This is a genomic window from Paenibacillus vietnamensis (assembly GCF_020169515.1).
Lineage (GTDB): Bacteria > Bacillota > Bacilli > Paenibacillales > Paenibacillaceae > Pristimantibacillus > Pristimantibacillus vietnamensis.
In genome coordinates, this window is the sequence record NZ_JAHMHW010000020.1 from 44,916 (window position 1) to 68,147 (window position 23,232).

General features: G+C 52.8%; 19 protein-coding genes. 5 read left to right on the top strand and 14 right to left on the bottom strand.

Annotated elements, in window-relative coordinates; genetic code table 11:
• Positions 1–130: 130 nt before the first annotated feature.
• Complete coding sequence (locus KP806_RS23860) at positions 131–1,000, top strand: helix-turn-helix domain-containing protein (protein WP_224726263.1); 870 nt, start codon at positions 131–133, stop codon at positions 998–1,000.
• Between the two features lies 1 nt (position 1,001).
• Here the strand turns inward: KP806_RS23860 and KP806_RS23865 are convergent, their stop codons facing one another.
• From KP806_RS23865 to KP806_RS23885, 5 genes are all read right to left on the bottom strand, one after another.
• Positions 1,002–2,180: a GerAB/ArcD/ProY family transporter gene (locus KP806_RS23865; RefSeq protein ID WP_224726264.1), complete on the bottom strand. Its 1,179-nt coding sequence runs from the start codon at positions 2,178–2,180 to the stop codon at positions 1,002–1,004.
• Positions 2,177–2,422 carry a hypothetical protein gene (locus KP806_RS23870; RefSeq protein WP_224726265.1) on the bottom strand — a complete coding sequence of 82 codons (246 nt, stop codon included), beginning with the start codon at positions 2,420–2,422 and terminating at the stop codon, positions 2,177–2,179. The genes KP806_RS23865 and KP806_RS23870 overlap by 4 nt, the downstream gene beginning before the upstream one ends.
• A gap of 13 nt (positions 2,423–2,435) precedes the next feature.
• Positions 2,436–3,587: a Ger(x)C family spore germination protein gene (locus KP806_RS23875; protein ID WP_224726266.1), complete on the bottom strand. Its 1,152-nt coding sequence runs from the start codon at positions 3,585–3,587 to the stop codon at positions 2,436–2,438.
• A 6-nt stretch (positions 3,588–3,593) separates the two neighbouring features.
• On the bottom strand, positions 3,594–5,174 hold the full coding sequence (locus KP806_RS23880; protein WP_224726267.1) for a spore germination protein: 1,581 nt from the start codon (positions 5,172–5,174) through the stop codon (positions 3,594–3,596).
• Positions 5,175–5,305: 131 nt separating this feature from the next.
• A complete protein-coding gene (locus KP806_RS23885) occupies positions 5,306–7,189 on the bottom strand; it encodes a beta-L-arabinofuranosidase domain-containing protein (RefSeq protein WP_224726268.1) in 1,884 nt (627 codons plus the stop codon).
• Between the two features lie 81 nt (positions 7,190–7,270).
• Between KP806_RS23885 and KP806_RS23890 the strand changes: the two genes are divergently transcribed.
• Together KP806_RS23890 and KP806_RS23895 are read left to right on the top strand one after the other, a co-directional pair.
• Positions 7,271–8,218, top strand: coding sequence for a helix-turn-helix transcriptional regulator (locus KP806_RS23890; RefSeq protein WP_224726269.1), 948 nt, complete (start codon positions 7,271–7,273; stop codon positions 8,216–8,218).
• A 25-nt stretch (positions 8,219–8,243) separates the two neighbouring features.
• On the top strand, positions 8,244–8,522 hold the full coding sequence (locus tag KP806_RS23895) for a DUF2277 domain-containing protein (RefSeq protein ID WP_224726270.1): 279 nt from the start codon (positions 8,244–8,246) through the stop codon (positions 8,520–8,522).
• A 164-nt stretch (positions 8,523–8,686) separates the two neighbouring features.
• Here KP806_RS23895 and KP806_RS23900 read toward each other — a convergent pair whose 3' ends face one another.
• From KP806_RS23900 to KP806_RS23920, 5 genes are all read right to left on the bottom strand, one after another.
• Positions 8,687–10,450: a type 2 periplasmic-binding domain-containing protein gene (locus KP806_RS23900; RefSeq protein ID WP_224726271.1), complete on the bottom strand. Its 1,764-nt coding sequence runs from the start codon at positions 10,448–10,450 to the stop codon at positions 8,687–8,689.
• Positions 10,451–10,560: 110 nt separating this feature from the next.
• On the bottom strand, positions 10,561–11,457 hold the full coding sequence (locus tag KP806_RS23905; RefSeq protein ID WP_224726272.1) for a carbohydrate ABC transporter permease: 897 nt from the start codon (positions 11,455–11,457) through the stop codon (positions 10,561–10,563).
• Positions 11,458–11,481: 24 nt separating this feature from the next.
• Positions 11,482–12,444 carry an ABC transporter permease gene (locus tag KP806_RS23910; RefSeq protein ID WP_224726273.1) on the bottom strand — a complete coding sequence of 321 codons (963 nt, stop codon included), beginning with the start codon at positions 12,442–12,444 and terminating at the stop codon, positions 11,482–11,484.
• A 14-nt stretch (positions 12,445–12,458) separates the two neighbouring features.
• The gene (locus KP806_RS23915) at positions 12,459–12,962 is read right to left on the bottom strand and encodes a beta-galactosidase (protein WP_224726274.1); all 504 of its coding nucleotides are present in this window, start codon (positions 12,960–12,962) and stop codon (positions 12,459–12,461) included.
• Positions 12,963–13,002: 40 nt separating this feature from the next.
• A complete protein-coding gene (locus KP806_RS23920) occupies positions 13,003–14,307 on the bottom strand; it encodes an ABC transporter substrate-binding protein (RefSeq protein WP_224726275.1) in 1,305 nt (434 codons plus the stop codon).
• 176 nt (positions 14,308–14,483) lie between these two features.
• Here KP806_RS23920 and KP806_RS23925 point away from each other — a divergent pair, with 176 nt between their 5' ends.
• Both KP806_RS23925 and KP806_RS23930 read left to right on the top strand, forming a co-directional pair.
• Positions 14,484–16,238, top strand: a complete 1,755-nt coding sequence (locus tag KP806_RS23925) for a cache domain-containing sensor histidine kinase (RefSeq protein WP_224726276.1) — start codon at positions 14,484–14,486, stop codon at positions 16,236–16,238.
• A gap of 22 nt (positions 16,239–16,260) precedes the next feature.
• Positions 16,261–17,772: a response regulator transcription factor gene (locus KP806_RS23930; protein ID WP_224726277.1), complete on the top strand. Its 1,512-nt coding sequence runs from the start codon at positions 16,261–16,263 to the stop codon at positions 17,770–17,772.
• Positions 17,773–17,793: 21 nt separating this feature from the next.
• Here KP806_RS23930 and KP806_RS23935 read toward each other — a convergent pair whose 3' ends face one another.
• The 4 genes from KP806_RS23935 to KP806_RS23950 all read right to left on the bottom strand — a co-directional run bounded on the left by KP806_RS23935 (position 17,794) and on the right by KP806_RS23950 (position 23,104).
• Positions 17,794–18,948, bottom strand: coding sequence for a glycoside hydrolase family 88 protein (locus KP806_RS23935; protein WP_224726278.1), 1,155 nt, complete (start codon positions 18,946–18,948; stop codon positions 17,794–17,796).
• A 245-nt stretch (positions 18,949–19,193) separates the two neighbouring features.
• Positions 19,194–21,251, bottom strand: coding sequence for a glycosyl hydrolase 115 family protein (locus KP806_RS23940; protein WP_224726279.1), 2,058 nt, complete (start codon positions 21,249–21,251; stop codon positions 19,194–19,196).
• A 21-nt stretch (positions 21,252–21,272) separates the two neighbouring features.
• Entirely contained in the window at positions 21,273–22,151 is an 879-nt protein-coding gene (locus KP806_RS23945; protein ID WP_224726280.1) for a carbohydrate ABC transporter permease, read from the bottom strand.
• Positions 22,151–23,104: an ABC transporter permease gene (locus KP806_RS23950; RefSeq protein WP_224726281.1), complete on the bottom strand. Its 954-nt coding sequence runs from the start codon at positions 23,102–23,104 to the stop codon at positions 22,151–22,153. The genes KP806_RS23945 and KP806_RS23950 overlap by 1 nt, the downstream gene beginning before the upstream one ends.
• Between the last annotated feature and the right edge of the window lie 128 nt (positions 23,105–23,232).

Here is a 23,232-nt window from a genome sequence, read left to right on the forward strand (position 1 = left end):
CTCCTCTTATGAAAACTTATAATATTGCTGCTGCTGGCTTCTATTTTATGCGTTACAATAAAACAAATCGATAAAGGATAGAAACCTGTTTCTTATAAAATTTCACACAAGCGTAGAGGAGAGTCCTTCCATGGAAAGAAAGGATCAGGTCTATTTCGCAGCGCCGCCCCTTCCCTATTACCTTGAAAGCGGAGAAACGCACTATGTGCCCGGGGATCAGCATCCGAGCCGCAAGCAGCTGGGCGTGTTCGATCTGATTATGGTGGAATCGGGGCGGTTATTTATCGGCGAGGAGGAGCGGCATTGGACGCTGGCGGCCGGGCAGACGCTGCTGCTGCTGCCTGACCGGTACCATTACTCGGTAAAGCCGTCCGAGGAGGACATGCATTTCTATTGGGTGCATTTCCAAGCCTTGGGGGAGTGGCAGCAATCCGATCAGGAGCACGCGAGCTTAAGCCATGACGCCCATAACCAGCAGTTTCTGACTTCGCCGTATTCGCTCACGCTGCCGAAGCAGTGGACGCTCCCCTATCCCGAGCAGGCGTTCCGGCTGATGCGGACGCTGAACAGAGCGGGCGGCGAGCGCCAGTCGAGCGCCTTCTGGACGCGGCAGCAGGCGTTCGAGGAGCTGCTGCGCATGATGGACCTGCGGCAGAACGAGAGCTATACGAGCCCTGTCGTCACCCTGGCGGAAAAAACGGAGGCTTATCTCAAAAACAATTACCGCTCGGAAATTACGAGTCAAACGCTGACGGATTCGCTCAATTTTCATTACAACTACATTACGCGCTGCATGAAGCAGGTTTACGGCATGACGCCGGTCGAATATTTGACGAAATTCCGGCTCGAGCAGGCGAAGCTGCTTTTGCTTAAGACCGAATGGCCGGTCTCCGAAATCGCGCTTCACGTCGGGTTCGAGAACGTGCCCTACTTTTCCAATTGCTTCACGGGCCATATCGGAATTCCGCCAAGCAAATACCGCAAGCAGTTTACGACCTGAATCAGCCCGAGCTGGAGCCTGGGCTGGAGCCTGATCCTGCATTGGAGCCCGATTCCGCACTCGAGCCTGATCCCGCGCCTTGTCCTGAGGCCTTATGGGAGCGGAACATACTGACGATCATAACGATTAGCAGCGGAATCACGTACGACACCGTAATAAAGAGCGGATGCACCGACGATACCGTTTCTTCGAACCGGGCCATCCCTTCGGAAAGTATTAGCGAGAGCAGCACGCAGATCACGGAGATGGGGAGGACGAGAATCCGGTCATCTTTCAGCTTCAGCAGCTGGGTTATCGTCAAGTTAAGTGCAAAAAGGGTAATTGTAGCTTTCATATAAGAGCCTGCGATTAAGGCCATTGCGATGATAGACTCAATTCTTTCGATAATGTCGACGACCTGGATAATGCGGGCAAATTGATACAGCGAATATTTTCTCTCGCCTGCCATCGGGCCGAACATCATAATCGTGCATACCACGGATATGATTAACACCACCGCGTTCATGATCAGCGACGTATACATGTATTTGTTTAACACTTTGCCGTCCTGCTTGCGGACGAACTTGAGCAGCATGGTAAATACGATGACCTCGCCGAAAGGAAATCCGTATGTAAAATAAGCCCCGTGCAGCATCGGCTTGATGCCTTGCGGCATAAGCGGAAGCAATTGTTCCGGGCGGTAATCGGGAATCGCCAATATGAAAATAACGAAAATTAAGCTGATCGTAACCACTATCATTATCGTGAACATTCTGGCCATCGCTTCGATGCCGGCCCTTACCGTAATGGCGGCCGCCGACATGACGATAATCGAGAAGACATACATCGGCGTTTCGTCCATCATGGAACTGGTCATGAACAAGTCGACATCGAGCACGATGGAAGCGGTCATATGGAATAAAGCGGTGCAAAACGGGATGGCCAAAATAAAGGTGACCCATTTGCCGACCGCCTTGTTGCTATATTCGATAAAGGTTAATCCGGGATACTGCTTATTCATATATAAGAGGCAGCTAAGCAGCAGCAGCCCCGGCACCGCTGAAACAAGAAGAGACATCCATGCATCGTTTTTGGCGAAAGAGATAAGCGGTGCCGGAATATTAATGATGGAAGATCCCGTCATAAACGTAAAAAATAAACGGGCCAGTTGTCCAGCCGTGATGGTTTCCTGGTTTTTCAAGAGATTCCCGCCTTTAAATAATTCACGATCAGCTCAGCCGGCCCTTCAAGCAGGTGAACGGCAATCCGGTGCAGGCTTGGCAGATCGATTCTGGTCATATAATCCACGCTGAAATAAACAACGAGCAGCATGACGGCCCCGTAACCAAGCTTCTCCCGCTTCTGCAGCTGCTTGATTCTTGGTATGTCGCTTGCAAGCATAAGCGAATACATGGTAATCAGAACGATCATTTTCTCCAGCACGCGGATTACCCTCCTATTTATTGGTCAGCACCGATTTCCCGGTAATCGTCCCGGTGTTGATAATCCTCACATCGGATTGGATCACCAGCTTGCTGCTCGCAAAAATGCTGTCCCAGTCTTTTTTCACGCTGTTCCACACCGCCGGATGCCTTCGGTAAATGATGTTGCCGAGATTGAGGACGTCAATTTTTTTCCGCTGCAGCACTTTATACGATTTCTGCAATTCCTGCTCGATAAATGACTTAATTTCGTTGATAAATTTTACTTCCTCTTCGTTTGTCGTGATTTTCGAGCATTTAAGCTCCGCAATCGTGCCTTCCAGCGTGACGGATGCCTTCACCGTCAACGACTTATTTTTGATTTCGGGAGAAAGCTGAGTATTTGTGGAAATGATCTGAACCGTTTCCTTCCTTTTCGGCTGGTCTGGACATGGAATTTCGAACACGCCATGAACGTACTCATCACGGAGCATTAAGACGCTTTCCATATCCTTGGATGAAAGCTTGCCGATCATTTTCCCTTTTTTGAGAAGGGCGGCCCCGGCTACCGGCGTTGTCGATGTAATTCTCTTTCTCTTGTAAAGATAAGGGATCATCGCATCGTCGACCTGGCCCTTCATTTGAAATCCGAGATCGAGCAAGGTGACATTCGCCGTTTTTCCGGAATATTTATACGCCACTTCCTGAATCGTGAGCAGCTGCTGACCGAGCGTATTCTCAATGAGCGGCTTGGTCGTCATGTATTCGCTCGCTTTCCCTTTGGCGATATGGACATAGGATGTAAGCCGAAGCTCCGAATTGCGGTAAAAGAAATCCAAAATCTCGCTCAGGCCTCTGTTCTTGGCATATTGTTCGCTAATGACAATGATGCGCATATGGCTCCAATGGACTTTGCGCCCCATATGCAGGGTCAAATCGCGTACGGTTTCGAACATCGTCTCATCCTCGGATTGCACGTTGACAAACGCATCGCCGCCTTTTTTTTCTTTTAGACCGGTGTTCGGTTTATACAGCTGTGCCGTCAGTTGGATATTGCCGTTTTTGCCTTCGTCAACGCCCAGGGACATAATAAAGGCCCTCTCGGGAAGCTCCAGCTTGCTCCAGCAGCCCGTTAAAGAAAGAAGAACCATTGCCGACAAAAGCAGCTTCGTATAAAGCTTTCTCAACCCCGGTCATCCTTTCTTGCGATTGATGGACATATGCATATGCCGGTTGCGCGGCGAGCGCACAAGCTGCTTGAGCGGCGCACGGACAAACACGTCAAGGAGCTGCCGCGGTCTAATCGGAGCGATCGGAGCAAAATAAGGCTGCCCGAGCGAACGTAAGGTTACAAGATGCAGCAAGATGAGCATCAAACCGAATAACAGGCCAAAGCCACCGAGCAGAGCGGCAACCGCCATTAACGGAAATCGCAGCAGTCTTAGGGAAATGGCCGTGTTATACTGCGGAACGGCGAAGGAAGCAATACCCGTCAAGGCTACGATGACGACCATGATCGGGGAGGCGATTCCGGCCGAAATGGCCGCTTCCCCGATCACCAGCGCGCCTACGATGCTGACGGCGGAGCCGACCGGACGAGGCAGCCTGACTCCGGCTTCCCGCAGCAGCTCGAAGAAAAATTCCATAATGAGCGCTTCGAAGAAAGCCGGAAACGGAATGCCCTCCCTCGCATCGACTATCGCCAGGAGCAGCACCGATGGAATCAATTCGGGGTGATACGTCGTTAAGGCAATGTAGATGCTGGGCAATGTCAAGGCAATGATGCACGCGATAAAACGCAGCAGCCGGATCAGCGTGGACACAACGGTCCGCTGATAATAATCTTCGCTGGACTGCAGCAGCTCGGAGAACAAGCCCGGACAAAGCATCATCATCCCGGTGCCTTGGCACATGACGACAATCTTGCCGTCGATAAGCGCCGCCGCCACAACGTCCGGACGCTCGGTGTACCGGAATTGCGGAAAAGGGGAGTACGTCGAATCCTCGATCAGCTCTTCCACAAACGAGATATCCAAAATTTCCTTGTCTGTGATCACGCCAATTCGACGTTTAAATTCGGCCAGCGTTTCCGGATTGACGCTGCCGTCGATATAGCCGTATACGACCTGTGTTTGAGTTTCGCCGCCGCCCGATATCGCTTCCAGCTTAAAGCGCGGAGATCTTACACGGGTTCGGATGAGGCCGATGTTTTTTTTCAGATTTTCTACCGTGCTTTCACGGGGGCCAAGAACGACCGGCTCGGAGATCGGCTCGGTAATTTGTCTGCCTTGAACCATAACGGTCTGAAAGCTCAGCGCTTTATCCCAACCGTCAATAAAAACAACAAGATCGCCCCTCAACATCCTGGCGACCGCAAATTCAAAATCGTCAATAAGCTGCCCGCTCTGTCTGGAGACTCCGTTTTTTTCGAAAAAATCCATAATAACCGCGAGCGTAATATCGGTACCCGGCCCGATTTCATGGGTCACCAGATCCTGCAGCACGGACTTCATGTAATTATCTTTTTTTTCTTCCACCAAGGTATCGAAATAGACGGAGAAAGCTTTAAAACCAAGCTTGGGACCGTAGCTCCAAGGCAGGTATACCAAATCGTAGCAGCCGCTGAAGGTATCCTCTATGAGCTGCCGGTTTTCATCAAGGCTTTTCGAGATTGGCGTTTTTGCTCCTCCGCTGTCTTTGCCGCTGCCCTTTAAAGTCGAATTCGCCGCAGCGCCCTGACTGACTGTTTCTCCCTGATTTCCGCCCTCTGTCATGTGCATGCCTCGCTTTATCGCTTCTCAAATATTCTGTGTTGGTTCGAGCATGTATTTCATTATTGACATAACGGTGAGCGGATAAACAAAAAAAGGATGCGCCGGTATGCGCATCCCTTATCGATTACTTGCTATGCTTCCAGGATCGGAAAATACACCGTATAAGCTTCATCCTTAATCTCGAACAGCGGGACGAGGCGGAAGCCGCGATCTTGCCGGACCGTCCGGTAATAACCCGGATTCCACCAGGAATGGTTCCGTTCGCGGTCCGGCACAAGCAGCTTTTCCGGCCGGTCAGGGTCGCCGTACAGCAGCCGCTCCTCTTCTGCCAAGCCGGCAAGGACGATCGGCCCCTCCATAAAGGCGACCGTACCGGGCTCTCCCGGCAGCTGCTCCGCCGTCAGCTTCATCGGCAGCTCTACGGCTACGATGTCGCCGTCCTCCCAAAGCCGGGTAATCCCGTAATAGGACGAGGCATGGAACGGCCCTTCCTGCTCCACCCCGTTTACCGTAATGATCGCATCGCCGTTCAGCCACCACGGAAGCCGCAGCTTCAAACGGAATGCAGCCGGTTCGGTGCAAGAAACGGTCAGACGGTAGATGAAGCGGTCCGGCCGCCGTACCGGAATCGGCTTCACGTGCACTCTCGTGATCGCCTCCATACCGGTAACCGACCATTTATTAAGCGGATACAGCCCGTTTTGTCCGTCCTGCTCGATCCGGAGTCCGATTCGGATGTCTCCGCGCTCAAGTGCAATCTGAGATGGAATCCACTGCGAAACGGCAAGGCCTTGCTCGTCCTCCATATAAATTTGCGACTCATAGGAAGCGTTCGCCTGGACAAGGGTCCCGTGACAGCACCAGAAATGCTGCGTCTCCGAGCCCCAGGTTTTGCTGCTGCCCGCTCCGAGCCCGAGGAAATAAGAGATCATTCCTGTCTCGCTATGCTGATGGGCAAGGACGCCGTTGACGAATCTTCTTTCCCAATAATCCGCGTAAGCCGGATTCCCCGTCCAGCGCAGCAGAACCTGAGATAAGCGCATCATATTGTAATTGACGCAGTGCTCCTGGCCGACTCCCAGCCTCGCCGCCATCTCGCCGCCCGGCATCCACAGCTCGCCGTTGTCCCCCGCTCCGGTGCACAAATATCCCCGATCCGTAACGGCGCAAGCCCAGAACGCCTCGACCGTTTTTCGGAACCGTTCGTCTCCGGTTACCTCATAGGCTCTGGCCGCGCCTAAAATTTCCGGAATTTGCGTATTGGCATGCTTGTTCGTCAGCACGTCCTCGCCCGCAAGAAGCCGATCGAAGAAACGGCGGCGGTCATATCGGTACATCAGCCGGCGATGCTTCTCTTCACCTGTCACTCCATATAAATCCGCCCAGGTTTCCAGCATGCCGCCGGTTTCCATATCGAGCAGCTCATCCAGCTGCTCCTGCGAGAAGCCGCTTGTCCAGCGGTCAAACCAGTCCGCCATTCCTTTCATAATCAGCATCGCCTGTTCGTTGTCCGCCAATTCGTACATTTCATAAAGACCCATAAGCAGCTTGTGTACCGTATAGTGCGGAGCCCAGACCCATTTCCCGTTCATCAGCCTGTGCATAAACGTTTCAGGAAATGCCGCCAGCCACCCTCCTCCATTCGCATCCTGGCATTTGGCCAGCTCCGCGACGATGTGGTCGGCTTTGGCTTTGACGAGCCCGTCCTTTGTCTGCGCATAAATGCGCGCTGCCGCCGAAAGCCAGTGTCCCATCATATGACCGCGCAGCTCGCAGGTCGGCGATTCCCAGCCCCAATGCCAATGCTCGGGACCGTCCACCGATGTGGCGGAAGCTGTTGTAGTTCCTCCATTCCCGCTGTAGCTCCAAAGACCGGCTTCCAAATAAAAATTGCGAAGCAGGTTTTGATTGGTCAGACTCATTACATATTTTTTGTTAAGCTCGAATCGCGCTGCCAATGGCCCGTCGATCAGCCGGGCCTGTCCCGGCCGGAATTCGGATAACGCTTGAAGCATGCGTAGTCAGCCTCCTGTTCATTTTGTCCTAGTTCTATTTTATCGGCTGGTCCTGCGTGGAGAAATGCACGAAACCTTAGATTGCATATACTTTTTTTAGGTTTTATACTGGACAGAAACAGGCTTGCTGCCGCAAGAGAGGTGCCGGATATCGACAACGCCGTTTATTTAACCGCAGACCGTATGCCGCTCGTCCGGGACATTGGCTGGAACCGGACGGCAAGCGCGTATACGCATCCCGACCGGCTGCTGGATTACGATGTTTTTTTATTCGTCACGAAGGGCAGCATGCAGGTCATTGAGGATGAGACGGAATATTTCGTGGGAGAAAAGGAGCATTTATTTTTGAAAAGCGGGCTTCGCCATTGGGGGTTGCCCGGAACCGAGCCGGGAACGTCATGGTATTGGATCCATTTTAGGAGTGTTGCGGACGATAAGATCACCTACAAGGAGCATCTTCCGATCCCCGAGCTCGGCCTTTACGATCCCCGGCATTACGAATATCGTTTCATGCTGCCGAAGCATGGCACTTCGCCGTTTCACAACACCCTGGAAAACAGGCTTATGAAGCTGCTGGATGAGTACCATCTGCCCCAAGGGCACGGCATGACCAGAATCAGCATGCAGGCGTGCGGGCTGTTCCTGGATCTTCATCAAGCCATCATCCAGCCCGAATCCGGGCAAAGCGCAGGGGGAAAGAGGGATATGCTCGTCGGCAAAGTGATGTCCTATCTGTCCCTCCATGCGGATAAGGATTTTGAATCGGAGCGATTAAGCTCGCATTTGAGCCTGAATTACAGCTACCTGTCCGCGACGTTCAAGAAGCTCACCGGCCAGAGCGTCATTGAAGCTCATACGAAGCTCCGCATGAACAAGGCCATCGACCTGATGCGGAACACTCCGATGAACGTCGCCGAGGTCAGCGAACGGCTCGGCTACAAAAATCCGTATTACTTCAGCCGCGTGTTCAAGAAAGTGCTGGGCGAAGCGCCTTCGACGTATTCCCGCCATTTCTACAGATCCGATTAACGGTTAACCTGAAAGGAGTTAAGTTATGTGCCGCAATATTAAAACGCTGTTTAATTTCGATCCGCCGGCGACGGAAGAGGAAGTCCGTGCCGCATCCCTCCAATTCGTAAGGAAGCTGTCGGGCTTCCAGTCGCCTTCCAAAGCGAACGAAGAGGCTTTCGAGCGCGCCATCCGCGAGGTGGCGGCGGCCGCCCATACGCTGCTCGACTCGCTCGTCACAAACGCCGACCCGAAAAACCGCGAGATCGAGCTCGAGCGCGCCCGCGAGAGAAACGCCAAGCGGTTCGGTGGCGGCGGGGCATGAATCCAAAGAGCTGTAACCATGGCTGAGGTCTGATTAAGGGCTGTTCGGGGAAACTTCGGCTGATGCTGAGGCAGCATAACGAACATTCTATCGCCCTTTCGGGCTGAAGGTAACCACGGCTATGACCGGGACAAGAAATATCCTGTCCCGGTCTGCTGCAATCGTTACTTATTCCGCAATGCAAACACTTTTTCCGTCTGCTCAACCTGCCAATCGATAATTTCGTCGTAGCCGAGTCCTTTCGCTTTCTGGATCATTTCGTCCTTCAGCTTGTTGTATTCGGCTTCGTTTTTGGCGAACACCATTTTCCACGACTGCTCCTTGATGATCGCTCCGACCTGGCTCAGCTTCTGCGACAGCATGGAATCCATAACCGCCGGCGCCTCCGTCGTCGAGATCGGGTTGTTGAGCGCGATTTGGTTATTTTTCACCAGCAGATCCTTCGGCGTCAATGCGCCCGTCGCCTCGCGCCACGATTTATCTACCGGGTTCGGATTGTCCTGCAGCACCGACGTCCACATATTCCAGTCGTACGGCTCGTTCGTGTTCGGATTAATCGATGACGTCTTCAGCGTCGAGTTGTTGAATTTCGGTCCGCCGTCCTTGTAAGTGCCGCCGCCGAATTCATCTGGCACCTGCACCGAATTGTCCTTCAGCGCCTGCTTGCCGAAGTCGGTCAGCACCGCTTTGCCGTCCTTCATTTCCCACGTCAAGCCTTCCGGACCGTTGGTCGTCGCCATCATGCCTTCCGGCGTGTACAGCCAGTTGATGTATTCCAAAATCCGCTCCGGATGCTTCGCCTTGGCGCCGATCGCCCAGATGCGGTTGCTGCCCAGCGGAGAGAAGCCGTAGGAGTAAATTTTCTGCTCCTCGAACCCGACCATCTGGAAGCCTTTGCCTGCATCGGTGTGGGCCGGCGTGTTATAGGAGCTGTCCAGCCACGGGAACCAGGAGAACAACACTTGTCCGTCCTTGAACTTGTTCACGACATCGTCGAACTTCTGGGTTAAGGAGTCCGGGTCCATAAGCCCCAACTGATTCGCGTCGTAATAAAGCTTCAGCGTACGCAAATAATAGCTGTTCTCGTCCAGGATGCCCTGGTATTTGTCTTCATGGGCTGCGATCTCGAGCAGGCTGCCTTGGTTAAAGCCGTCGCCGATATCATAGCCGTGCATGGTGGCGAACTGCTTCGCCAGCGTCATGTAATTGCCGTCCCAATCGGCCCACATCGAGAAGCCGTATGTCGGTCTGCCGCTGTCGCTCTTCGGCTCCAGCTCCTTCATTTTCTGGAGCAAAGGCAAAATATCCTCCATCTTCGTCAGCTTCGGACTGCCGAGCTTCTGATAAAGATCCCAGCGCATGTCGAGCTGGTAGGTCATCGTGTTGCCCTCGGAAGGGCCCGGAGGCATGTTCGAAGCGTCATGTCCGATGCCGTATATCGCCTTGCCTTCGCCAAAGTTCTTTTTGTTCTTCTCAAGCGCTTCCGGAACGTTCGCGAGAATGTCCTTGCCGTACTTCTCCAGCAGGCCGTCCTTTGTCCAGTCGAGAAGCAGACCCGCTTTGATCGCGTCTCTGTACTCCTGGCCGTCGTTGCCGAAAATGACGAGATCGCCGAGGTCGCCGGATGCCATCAGGGTTGCGAATTTGGCTGCGCCGCCCGCCAGGTTCGGGGCCGTAATGTTCGCCTCAAGTCCGAATTTATCCTTCAAAATTTTGCCGTACCAGCCGCCCTGCTCGCCGGCGAAGTTCGCAAGCTGCGACAGCACCTCGATCTTGTAAAGCTCCTTTTTCCCTGACGCATTGTCCGCTCCGGCCGCATTGTTGCCGCCTGTATTGCCTGCGCTGCCGCCGTTCGAGCATGCCGCAGAGCCAAATAGCATCACGGATGCCGCTGCAATAATCGTCGCTTTTTTAAGTAAAATCGTCATTTGTGTTCGACCTCCCTATTATTCAGGCGATTCAATAGTTGGAACATTGTGAATATTCCGAACAAAAAGCTTGGGCATTCCCCCTCTCAAGCCGTTCCGCCAAACCTTTGTTACCCTTTTACGGCTCCGATCATAATTCCTTTGACGAAGAAACGCTGAAAGTACGGGTAAACCAGCAAAATCGGGAACACAACGATCATGGACACGGTAGTCCGGATCGAAGTCGGCGTCTGCAGGTTGGCCAGATCCAGCCCTTGTCCGCCTGAGGAATTGCGCACGATGGCCGCCAGCGACGAAGCCTCGTTCATATATTTGTAGAGCACGAATTGCAGCGTGTACAGGTTCTGATCCGTCATAAGGAACAGCGTATCCGTGAACGAGTTCCACTGGCCGACTGCCGAGAAGATCGCAATTGTGGCCAAAATCGGCGTAATGAGCGGGAACACGATGCGGGTGAATATCGTCCAGTAGCCGGCCCCGTCGATCTGCGCGGATTCCTGAAGCGCCGCCGGAAGCGATTCCACAAACGTTTTGACCAGGATGACGAAGAACGGGGATACGATAGCGGGCAAAATATACGCCAGAAAGTTGTTGGTCAGCTTCAGATTAAGCATCGTGATATACCACGGAATAATCCCGGCGTTAAAGTACATCGTGACGATGATGAACCGGTACCAGAATTTCCTTCCCCACATTTCCTGCTTTGTAAAAAGAAACCCGAGGAAAGCCGCACCGCCGACCGTAAGCACCGTGCCGATGACCGTCCGCCCCAGCGACACCAGACCGGCATGAGCGAAGCCCGGAATATGCAGCACCTGTCCGTAGTTGCTGAAGTGAATTTCCTGCGGGAAGAAGTGGATAAGCCCCCGGCTGCTCAGATCGTTATTGCTGATCGTATTGATGAACAAATAATAGAATGGAAAAATGCAAAGCAGAGCGATGACCGCGAACACGAAATAGTTGACGGCATGGAACGCTTTATCTCCTGCGCTGAGTTTCTTGTGCATTCGGTTCTCCTCCTTGCTGCCCGATTAAATGATGCTCTCGCCGCGAACGATTTTGGACAAGCTGTTGGCGAAGAACAGCAGCCCGATGCTGATGAACGATTTCAACATACTGACGGCCGTGGCGAACGAGAAATTGCTGCCGAGCAGGCCGACATTGTAGACGTACAAATCCAGCACCTCGATTTGATCCTTGTTGATCGCGTTCTGGAAGACGAAGTACTGCTCCAGGCCGTTATTGATGAAATTGGCAATGGTCAGCAGCAGAAGAACGAAATAGGTCGGCATAATGCCCGGAACGGTAATATGCCAGATGGAGCGGAACCTGGAAGCGCCGTCTACTTTGGCGGCCTCGTACAGCTCCTGATCGATTCCCGCGATAGCTGCCATATACAGAATGGCGCCCCAGCCAAGCCCTTTCCATAAATCCCACAGCGCCATTTTAAGCCAGGTGTAGCTGTCGGAAGCAAGAAAGTTGACGCCTGCGTCGATGATCCCCAAATTGATCAAAATCTGGTTCACGAGGCCGTTGTCCACCGAGAACAGCATGAACGCAAAGGAATACACGAGCACCCAGCTGATGAAATTCGGCAGCGTCGTCAAAATCTGCACGGTCTTCTTGAAGCGCGCCGATCTCATTTCGCTCAGGAAGATGGCGAAGATGACCGGAAGCACGGAGGCTGCAATGTTAAGGGAGCTCATCGCTACCGTGTTCCGCATGACGCGCAGCACTTCCCCCGTCTGCGTCGGATTGCTGAAGATCGACTTGAACCACTGCAGGCCGACAAAGTCGGTCTCACTCAGCGGAATGCCCGGCCGGAAATTGTAGAATGCGTAGATCCAGCCGTAGAGCGGCATATACGAGAATATGAACACGAGCACGAGAAACGGCAGCGCCATCAGAAATAGAGTGTGCTTGCTTTTGATATGGAACAGCTTCTTGTCGCTCATCGTCTTAACGTTAGCCTGAGCCTGGATAGAATTTTGCAAGCTGGCTCCCCTCCTTATTTATATTCTAAAATTTCAACGCCGAACGGCTGCAGTTGGATCCTCTCTTCTGCGGTCTTCCCGTACAAGATGCTCTCGTAAGCGCGGTCGAGCTCGACCCAGCTGCTGTATTCGCCGCTCCAGACCGCAAGGCCCCACTCGCGGTTCACCGTCTCCAGCGTTCCGTATTTCCGGCGCACCCACTCCCGGAAGCCGGCATCGCAGCTGGCGCAATTGCATAACGTCATTTCGAATTCATTGTCGGTTTGCCAACCGATGACGGAGGGATTGGAGCCGTAACGGACCGCAAGCTCAGTGACAATCCTCTCCGTCCGTTTGCGGAAGGAAGGGCTGTTCACGCACCGGTGTCCGCGAATCCCTTCATAGCGCGGCTGCATGCCGCTCCATGCGAATTCGCCGATTCTGACCATCGCGACGCCGGCTTCCTTCATTCGCGACGCGTCGGCCTCCCACATGTCTTCCGTCTCCCACTCGGGATAATAATCCATGCCGATTCTCATAAGCTTTCCTCCTTATGCGCGGTGCGCGGTTGCAGCCCCGCTAAAATCCGGGCGCCTGTTTTTCCTTCATCAGCTGCGCGAACCGCTTATCCCACTTTTCCCATACTTCCGTTGCTGTCAGCCCGCCCGCGAACATATCCTGCAGATAGTCCCAAATGTCCCCGATATTTACGGTCAGGTAGGTATCGGCCGTCATGACCGTTTTTTCCGGCTTGATGTAGCCGTCCACAATTTCCTGTTTGTAGACCGGCAGCTCAGGTGTCGTCACATCGCTCAGATTCGATATATATTGGCCAATGTTCACCATTCTTTGCGCCTGCTCTTTCGATGCAAGGAAATCGAGGAACCGCTTCGCTTCGGCCATATTTTTCGCCTTTTTGGGAATGAACAATTGGCCGCCCAGCGGACTGATGGCAAGATCAGCATCCCGCGTATACGGAACAGGGAACAGCCCCAGCTCCGTGGACGGGTCCTTCTTGACGACGTCGGCAATGAACCAGTCTCCCATCGTCATCATGGCCGCTTTTCTGCCTATGAATATATCCATCGCCATGTCGTAGCTGTCGGCAAGCACGTTCCGGTTCGTATAACCTAGCTTGTAGAGATCGAACTGCTGCTGCGTAATCTCGATTAATGCCGGTATATCCGCAAATTTGCGCTTCCCCCCGTTCAAATCGTCCCACATGGCCGGATCTTGTTTTTTTGCATAATCCGCGATCGCGGCCGTTATCCACATCTGAGACGACCAATTGTCTTTGAAAGGCATAAAGAAAGGCGTAATTCCCGCAGCCTTGAGCTTCTTGCAAACGGCGAGCAGCTGCTCGAAATCTTGAGGCACCGAAAGGCCCAGCTCCCGGAAAATCTCCTTATTGTATACGATCCCCTGCTGACCGGCGTCCTGATTAACTTGAAACCCGTAAATGTGTCCGTTGTAGGAAAGCACGCTTTTGTTCAGCACCCTTTGGACCCAGGCCTCATCGTCAAGCGCTTCGAAATTTTTCTCCAGATTCAGCTCCTTTGCCGCCGTAATCAGGTTGTAGAGGATCAAATCGGGCGTTTCACCTACGGCCAGCTTCGTTTGCAGAACAGTCGTTACCTGCTCGATGGGCAAAATTTGAAGCTTGACGCGGATGCCGGTCTCTTGCTCGAATTCATCGAATACCTCTTTGGAGACGAAAACGGAATTTTGTGAGCTTTTCATGATGGCCAGCTCGATCGTTTTTGTCTCGTCAGTTCCTTTAGAAAGCGCATTCAAATCCGTCGTTACGCCGCCGCAAGCGGCTGAGACAAGCATCGTTCCGGCGAGCATCAGCCCCGCCGCCATTGTTCTCCATCGGTTATTCAATCTGTACCCCTCCGCTGCTTCTAATCGAATTATAGGACGTACTCCCGCAGGAGTACATGTTCGTCATTTCCTATTCATGTGTAATATTATGAACCAAAACCGGTTGCCGAACCACCCCCCGCAATGCTATATTGGGTGATAATCCACAGACTTTACGGGAAAGGAACTCGATAACGGTGATAAATCCCTTTCTTAGAAAGCGCTATCAATCCAGTGTCCGCAGCCGTCTGATCGTCACGTTCAGCCTGCTTCTGGTTGTGGTGCTGGGCAGCTTTCTGATCTTTACGAATCTGCTCGTCATCAAGCCCCTCAAGCAGAAAACGATCAATGAAACGCTGCTGACCTCCGCCAAAATTGACGAAAGTCTGGATGACTACATTGCGATCCAGAATCAGCTGTCGCAGCGCATTTTATCAAACAGGGCGATCTTCTCCTTCGGTGCGCTGTCGAAGCAATCGAACCAGGACGTCGCGGCGCTGAATCAGAATCGGGTGCTCAGCAACGTCATGTTCCAAGCCGTCGGTCCGAGCCTTAACATTCGCGATATCATCATTTACGACCTGCAGGGACAAGAAGTCACTTCCTATATCGGATATGTCCAGCCGCCGCCGCTTGCACCGCTGCTGGAAAATCCCGGCACGGTCCGCACTCTGCAGGACAGCACTTATATTCTCCATGCCGGGCAAAACCAGCCCGTCTCCTTTATCCGCTCGATTATCGACATTAACGGCACCGTCTACGGCTACTTGTCCATACAATTGGACGATAACGATTTGCTGAAAATAGCGAATATCGGAAGCCCCGGCTCCACCTACGTGACGGACGGCAGCGGCGGCCTCGTTATTCAATCCCGGAATGCGGATTTCGGCATGCACGCCGCAAGCCTCCGGAACGTTTCCGGGCCGCAAGGCATCTACAAGGACAACGACGGCAATTATATCGCCTACCACGCCTCCTCGTATACCGGCTGGACCGTGTATACGGTCATACCGGGCAAGTCCGTTCTCGGCTCGGTCAATTCGGTTACGAATATTGCGGTTATCCTGATCGTCTCGCTTACTCTGTTCAGCTATCTGTACATCCATTTTATGACCAAAGGCCTTGTGCTGCCGATCCGCAAGCTTCGCAGCCAAATTCTGAACATCAGCTACAGCAATTTAAGCCTCCGGACGGACAGCCGGCTGTATAACAATGAATTTCATCTGTTCAACGAAGCTTTCCGCGAGCTGCTCGAGAGGCTGCAGTCTTCCATTGAGAGAGAAAAGCTCGCGCTGCATGAGGAGGTCATGGCCCGAAATTCGGCGCTGCAGGCGCAAATCGCGCCGCACTTCATCCATAACGTGCTTTACCTGATCAGCATTGCGGCGCAGGAAAACCAGATGAACGTCGTCACCCAAATGTGCAAGCATCTGTCGGAGAGTCTCCGGTATATCGTGTCCTCACCTTATCAGCATGTAACGCTGCGCGAAGAAATCGAGCATACGAAGCATTATTTATCGCTGATCAAGCACAAGTACGAAGAGGATCTCGAATGGGAGATCGACATGGACCCGGCCGGGGAATCCATTCTGCTGCCGCGGCTCGTCATCCAGCCGTTCGTGGAAAACTGCATCGAGCATGCCTTTGACAGCACGGACCCTCCGTGGAAGATCAGCATTAAAATCAAGCTGTACCGCGGCCTGTGGGCGATCGAGATCAGCGACAACGGAACCGGCTTTACCGACGAAGGCATCAGGCATACCCTGCAAAGAATCAAAGAAGGCGGATCATCCGGACAACCGACGAAGATCGGCAGCATGGGCATCGTGAACACCGTGGGCCGGCTCGAACTGATGTACCGCAACAGGCTGTTTTTCAACATGTTCAATAATGCGGAAAACGGCGGCGCCACGATTCAGATTATCGCGTCGCTGACCGAAGATTTTTACTAATTCTGGCTTGGAGGGCAACGTTATGTACAAGATCCTCATTGCGGAAGACAGCAAACCGATTCTGAGAAATATCAAGGAACTGCTTCTGACGTCGGGGCTGCCCGTACAGGTCGTTCATACGGCTTCGAACGGCGCGGACGCGCTGGAAGGAGTGCTCAGCCGTGAGGTCGATATTTTAATTACGGATATCCGCATGCCGAAGCTGGACGGGCTGGCTATGATCGAGGAGGCCAAAAAAGCGAAACCCGGGCTAAAAGTCATTCTGATCAGCGGCTACAACGATTTCGAGTATACCCGGAAAGCGATCAATTTGCAGGTCACGGATTATTTGCTGAAGCCGGTGGAGCGTCCCGCGCTGGTGGAGGTGATGGAGCGCGTCATCGTCCAGCTTGGTGAGGAGCATCGTAAGGAATTCGCGGTACTCGACGGGATTCTCGATCCTTCGTTTAGCCAGGAGTTGACGCTGCCGCCGGGGTATTTCCGGAATAAGAAGCTGGTTCTCGTCCTGCATCGGCAATTTTTCAGAGGCGCTGTGAGCGGATTTTTGCCCGGGCCGGTTCAGGAGCTGTTGAACCTCTCCTTTGCCCCGCATTCCTTTCGGGTATTCGCGGCGAATAAGCCGAATCAGCTGCTGGTGCTGACGGACCCGTCCTTTATCGACGGCTCCGTCTCGCCCATGGAAAGGCTGGAGCAAATAGGCGCCCTGCTGGAGGACGAAGGGCTGCCGGCTTCAATCGCCGGACAGTTCATACCGGCTGCGGCGAACGAAATAGCCGGCTGCTGCCATTCGTTATCCGGGCTGCTTGGCAGCCGGATCTCCATCGCAAAGACTTGTCTGCTGGATGCCGCCCATCCGGCAGGTCAAGGCATTGAAGCATCGGAGGATGTGGAGAGAATCGGCGCGCGATTTACGGATAAAATACAGAAGCTGCAAAAGGAGCCGTTCCTCCGTCAATTGGAGGAACAGCTCCTGAAGTGGGGGCGCACGAATGTGCGCGTTGCACAGCTGCAGCGCTTCACCGCCTTGCTGGCAAACGCCTTCGCCGCTCATCAGCAGGACCGCAATGGAAAGAACGATTGGGCGGCGTATATGGCGGAGGTGCAGCCATTATTCGAATGTCCAAGCTACGGCGAATTTTGCTCGGGCCTGCTGGCCTTGCTGGAAGGCTGGTTTACCGAGACGCAATCGCTCAACAAAAAAGGCGGCTACGAGCTTTTCAGTCTGATCGATGCCTATCTCAAAGCCAACTTATACTCGCAGGTATCCATGAACGAGCTGTCCGCCGCTTTCCATGTCAGCCCGTCGTATATAAGCCGGGTGGTGAAAAAATATTCGAACAGCACCTTAATGCAGTATTATCTGGATTTGAAAATTGCGGAAGCCCGCAAGGTCATGCAGTCGAATCCCGCCATTAAAATCAAGGAATTGTCGGACGCTCTCTGCTTTTATGACCAGCACTACTTCTCGAAAGTATTCAAGGAGTACGCAGGCTGCAACCCTTCGGAATACAAGACGATGCTGAAGGGCGGGTAAATGGTAGGACAAGGCCAAGGGCTACCAGAGATATAAATCGTTGCCTTTCAGCTTGAAGACCGCTTCCATGAAATAATAATCTCCGTAAATAATCGGATGATGATGAGAGCTTGCATGATACGCTCCCGTACCGTTCTGCAAAATGCAGTCGTTGTCCCGGGACCAGTCGCTGCGCGATTCATCCAGCGTCTTGAGCAGCTTAAGCGCCGCTTCGACATACGCGTCCTTCTCGTAAGGGCCGACGGCCTTTGCGATTTCGATCAATCCGCATGCCGCGATCGCCGCAGCCGTGTCGTCCTCCCGGCGCGGCTCCTTCGGCTGCCTGAAATCGACCGGAATGACGCCGCTCTCCGGAATGTTGGCCATAAAATAATGCGCGATCCGCTTGGCCGTGTCGAGATATTCCTGCTTCCCGGTATGAATATAGCTCATCATAAAGCCGTACAAGCCCCAGGCTTGTCCTCTCGTCCAGGAGGAGCCTTCCTCATAGCCTTGACCTCCGTAGGTTTTGACCACGCCTCCGTTAAACGGATCGAACTCGACGATGTGGTTGACGGAGCCGTCCGGCCTTACGAACGCCGTCATCGCCGTATCCGCATGCTTCATGGCGATTTGCTTGTAGCGCGGGTCTCCCGTTTCCTCCGTCGCCCAGTAGAGCAGAGGAATGTTAAACATACAGTCGATGATCGCCCAGCCTCGGGTATCGTTTTTTTCGATGTCGTTCCATGCGCGGATGAACCCGCCCGCCAGGTTGAAGCGTCCGGCCAGCAGGTTGGCGGCGTGCAGCGCTCTTTTGCGGGATTCCGGATTTTTTGTTACTTTATAATTCGCCACGCTCGTCGGCAGCCACATAAACCCGACATCGTGATGCAGCCCGTAAAATTCCTCGAAGCACCGGTCCAGCTGCCCTTCGGAAATGTTGGCAATTTCTTTATATTTTTCATTCCCGGTCTCATGGTGCATCAGCCACATCATGCCGCCCCAGAACCCGTTCGTCCACCAATTGATGCCGTCGGTTTCCGTGCCGGTCGGATTGTCGAAGTTGCGGTCGTCATGCGTTCCATTAATGGTCGTGTAAGGAATTTTGTTGCGGGATTTCTCGCTGACCCAGTCCATTTTCGTTGTTATCTTATCGATGACTCCGTTTAACCATTGTTGTTCGTTAGCTGCAAGCATTGCATTACCTTCCTTCCATAAGCTCTTTATGGGGATTTCATGTATCAAGTATAGTCCGTTTACTTCAGTAAAAGTGTCGATATACTGGCCAAAAATGTTGTTTTGTTGCGCTTTTAGAGATGCTTAAATTCAAGCACAAAAAAACCGACTCCCGTGGGAATCGGTTCATGAGATTATGCTTCCAAGCTGAACAACTTGCTCTTGGATACCTGGAATTCCTTGAAGAAGATCGACTGAATTTTCCCTTACACGCCGAACTTCTCCGCCAGCTTTTTGGCAAGCTCGTCATCCGAAAGCGGATTGCGATGCGTATTCTCCAAGTAAATGTATTTCTCGGTTTCCGGCATGATAAACTTTTTGTACCAGAAGAAGAAGTCCGGACTGTCACCTTGCACGCGAAGCCAGCGGCGGAGCGTGTCCATGTTTTCCACCGTACTCTTGATATTCGTCAGCCAGTCCGCCCGGAAGAAATCCGCCCATTTCCCATGCTCGGCTTCCTTCAGCGCAGCAAGGCCCTTCTCGTAGTTCCACATCGCCTGAGAAGCATAAACGAAAGCTAGCGGGTAATTGCCCTCAAAGTGAGCGCCGTACGATTGCCCCAGCTTATCGAAGCCCTCGCAGCCGGATAGATGCAGGTCTACGTGCAGCTGCAAATGATCCTTTAACCGTAGACGGTCAGGCTCCTCAAGCTCCGGCTGCAGTCCGTCGATCCGCTCCTTCAGCTCCAGCCAACCCGGGACAGCATCGGCGCACTTCCGGCGCAAGCACTCGACTTGCTGCGGAAAATCGGCTTCTCCGGTTGCCCAATACAACGATGCGAGCGGTTGATCCGCTTTTCCCTGAAGCCAATGCCCAACGATTCTGCGGGCCGGATGGTGATAAAACTCGTCTCCCGCCCTGTCATCTTCATTTGGACCGTATGGAATCGTACGGCGTGCATAGTCGCGGTACAACGCTGAGATTTCCGCCCGTTTGGAGTAAAACATCCGGCTGACAAACCCCCGAAGATGCTCCTCTGTATTCGCTTCCCCCCCCATCCAGAGCTCCCGCACCAAGTCCAGCGTGTAGATATGCGGGCGGATGTTGCCGCTATTGACGAGCACATAATCTTTCGCACCGACCCTAAATGCTTCCTCTATCTCCGCTCGAATCAACTCGGCATCAGCCGGGAACAAAGTTAAATGATTGGAAGCCTGAAGGTCGTGAAACGTAACATGATAATAGATTCCGTGCTTTCCTTTTTCCCCGGGAGCAGGCAGAGCCGGAACGCGCAAGTTCTCATTACCGTTGCGTCGGGAAACCATTTTTCCGTATCCGTTGTCCGCCCAGATCTTCATAATATCGTCCGGAATTTGAATATGCCCCGCCTTATACAACTCAGAAATTTCCCCATACAACGCCACGCAGCAGTACGGATCGGATACCTTGGCACGAACCATATCGTATTGCTTGCGCACGACTCTGCTGATCATTTCGCCGCGCTTCTCAGGCGTGTCGAAGGCCGGATCCTGGATCCAGAACGGCTGGTCTCCTTGCCCCCGGAAGGAAAGCACCCAAACGGTGTTACGATCTTTTTGTTTCTCGATCGCTTCCTCCCACAAGCTTTCGAACAGCTCCGGATTTTGCTGATAGCTTGCCTGTTTTCCGGGATAAGCCCGCAGGAACATCTCGGCGCCAAGCGGTTCGGCATGATGATGCGATACCCATAATCCCATCTCCGCAGCCAAATCGGCATGAATCCCGTGCTTCGGCAAGTCGGTACCGGGGATGACCATATTCCCTCCGCACCGCAGCAGCGCCTCAAATACCGGCTGCCATACCTCGCGAGTGGGCGGATATTCTTCCCTCCACCCGATCAGGCACACCTCGTCATTCACAAACCACCCGCGGAAGCGTACGAATGGCTCCGGCGAATTGTAATTGTCGGCGGGAACCTCTATGTGGCTGCGAAGCTTCGGAGGAAGATCCGCCCAGAACCAGAACGGATCGACGCCAAGAAACTTCCCGCTATATTCGAGCATCCCGTAAACCAGCCCAAGGTCGTCTGCTGCAGCAATGTGAAGAACCGTTCTATCGCCGTCATTGACGAAGCGGAAGCAAAACGCCTCCGGATGCTCCGGACACCGGTCCTCCGGTTCCGCATAGCGGAATACTACGTCGGCAAGCTCCCGCTCCCGGAGCGCCGGAGCAGCCCCCATAACCTGTTCATGGTCTCTCTTCACCATTTCCCATGCATGTCGGATCGGTGAATTCGGATTGCCAGGAATCCGGTAAGTCGTATTCCGGTCAATGATAAAAGCCACTTAAATCTCCTCCATATACCGTCAGCCCTTCAACGAACCGAGCAGCATGCCTTTATTGAAATGCTTTTGAAGAAACGGATAAATGATCATCATCGGAAGCGCTGAGACGACTATAGCTGCCATCTTCGCTCCCGGGGTGTAAGTAATTACTTGTTCCATCAGGGTGGCAGAGCCGTCCATAGATTGATTAAGAACGAGAATTTGACGCAAGAAAACCTGCAACGGCCACATATTAGAATCGTTCAAATAAATGAGAGCCGAAAAATACGTGTTCCAGTACCCAACCATATAAAACAGCACAAATGTCGCAATCGATGCCTTGGATAGTGGAAGCATAATGCTGAAAAACATTCTCCACTCCCCGCATCCGTCCACTCTAGCGGATTCCTCCAGTTCATGCGGAATCGAAGAAAAGAAACTCCGCATCACGATCAAGTAGAACGGCGCAACGGCACCCGGAAGCCATAGTGACCAGAAGGTGTCAATCATTCCGAATTCCTTGACGACCAGATAGGTCGGGATCAAACCGCCGGAGAACAGCATGGTAAAGACGACCAGAAAATTGAACAGGGTCCGTCCTTTAAGCCATTTCTTGGACAAGCCGTATGCCATTATGGTCGTCACCGATATGCTGATCGCAGTTCCGACAGCCGTAATGACAACCGCGTTCATGAAGCTTTGCGCAAAGCTGTCGTTCCCCATCAAATATAAATACGCATCCATTGTCCACTCTTTCGGTATGATGAAGAAGCCACGTGTCAAATATTCTTTCTCGGTGGCAAAAGACGTCATCAAAACATAGAGCAGCGGGAACAAAATGGCTGCCCCCCACAAGACGAGCAGCGTGTAAACGAGAACGTCGAAATACCTTTCGCTGCCAAAGATACGGCGGGTTTTCATCAGTACACGCCCTCCTTTCCCGACCGTTTCGCAATGGCGTTCGCCGTGAGTACCAGCACAAGACCGACCACCGACTTGAACAGGCCTACCGCCGTCGTATAACTGAATTCGCCCTGCTGAACGCCGATTCGGTAAATATAGGTGTCGAACACGTCGGATACCGCAAGATTAAGCGGGTTTTGCAGCAGGAAGATATGCTCAAAGCCGATATCAATAAAGCTTCCAAGGCGAAGAATGAACAAGATGAGAATGACCTGAGCGAGAGACGGCAGCGTAATATGCCAAATCTGTCTCCAGCGGTTCGCTCCGTCCATTTTGGCGGCTTCGTACAATGTCGGATCGATGGAGGCAAGCGCAGCCAAATAGATGATGGCGCTCCAGCCCACCTCTTTCCAAATGTTCTGCAGCAGCCAGATCCAGCGGAAGTGGTCCGGGTCGTTCAACCCTTCATATCTGGGCAAGCCGATGACATCCAACCACTGATTGATCCCTCCGAATTCACTTGCAAACAAAACAACGGTAATCCCGACAACGACAATCATGGAGACAAAATGGGGCAAATACACGACGGTTTGCAGCGTTGCCTTGAACCATCTCGCACGAACCTCGTTAAGGAAAAGCGCGAATATAATCGGTGCGGGAAAATAAAAACAAATATCGATCAAGTTGAGAAAAAGCGTATTTTTGAGGAGTGTGACAAACTGCTGCTCGGTGAACAGCCTTACGAAATGATCGAGTCCGACCCACTCGCTGCCCCAGATTCCCCGGAACGGACTGTACTGCTGAAACGAAATCAAAACTCCGAACATAGGCAAATATTTAAACAGAACGATCGATAAGAGCCCGGGTAATACCATCAAGTAAATAGGGAAAGCCCGCTTGATGTAATGGGCCGCGGCTGAAGAAGTCCTGGATTCGTTTGCGGCCCTCATTTCGGTTACGGACGACCTCATGCTGTCCCACCTTCCTTTATCATGCGTATACGGCTTCGCCGTCCTCTGGCGAAGCTTCGTTTCGCGGAGAATTCTAAACGGATATAATTGCGAAACTTATAAATTATTGGAATTTGAAAAATTAGCCG

Bases quoted from the DNA above. Each gene is read 5' to 3' on its own strand.
- KP806_RS23915 (WP_224726274.1), bottom strand. From the start codon at position 12,962: ATGAGAATCGGCATGGATTATTATCCCGAGTGGGAGACGGAAGACATG.
- KP806_RS23900 (WP_224726271.1), bottom strand. From the start codon at position 10,450: ATGACGATTTTACTTAAAAAAGCGACGATTATTGCAGCGGCATCCGTG.
- KP806_RS23860 (WP_224726263.1), top strand. From the start codon at position 131: ATGGAAAGAAAGGATCAGGTCTATTTCGCAGCGCCGCCCCTTCCCTAT.
- KP806_RS23895 (WP_224726270.1), top strand. From the start codon at position 8,244: ATGTGCCGCAATATTAAAACGCTGTTTAATTTCGATCCGCCGGCGACG.
- KP806_RS23945 (WP_224726280.1), bottom strand. From the start codon at position 22,151: ATGAAAACCCGCCGTATCTTTGGCAGCGAAAGGTATTTCGACGTTCTC.
- KP806_RS23880 (WP_224726267.1), bottom strand. From the start codon at position 5,174: ATGACAGAGGGCGGAAATCAGGGAGAAACAGTCAGTCAGGGCGCTGCG.
- KP806_RS23935 (WP_224726278.1), bottom strand. From the start codon at position 18,948: ATGCTTGCAGCTAACGAACAACAATGGTTAAACGGAGTCATCGATAAG.
- KP806_RS23905 (WP_224726272.1), bottom strand. From the start codon at position 11,457: ATGCACAAGAAACTCAGCGCAGGAGATAAAGCGTTCCATGCCGTCAAC.
- KP806_RS23950 (WP_224726281.1), bottom strand. From the start codon at position 23,104: ATGAGGTCGTCCGTAACCGAAATGAGGGCCGCAAACGAATCCAGGACT.
- KP806_RS23930 (WP_224726277.1), top strand. From the start codon at position 16,261: ATGTACAAGATCCTCATTGCGGAAGACAGCAAACCGATTCTGAGAAAT.
- KP806_RS23885 (WP_224726268.1), bottom strand. From the start codon at position 7,189: ATGCTTCAAGCGTTATCCGAATTCCGGCCGGGACAGGCCCGGCTGATC.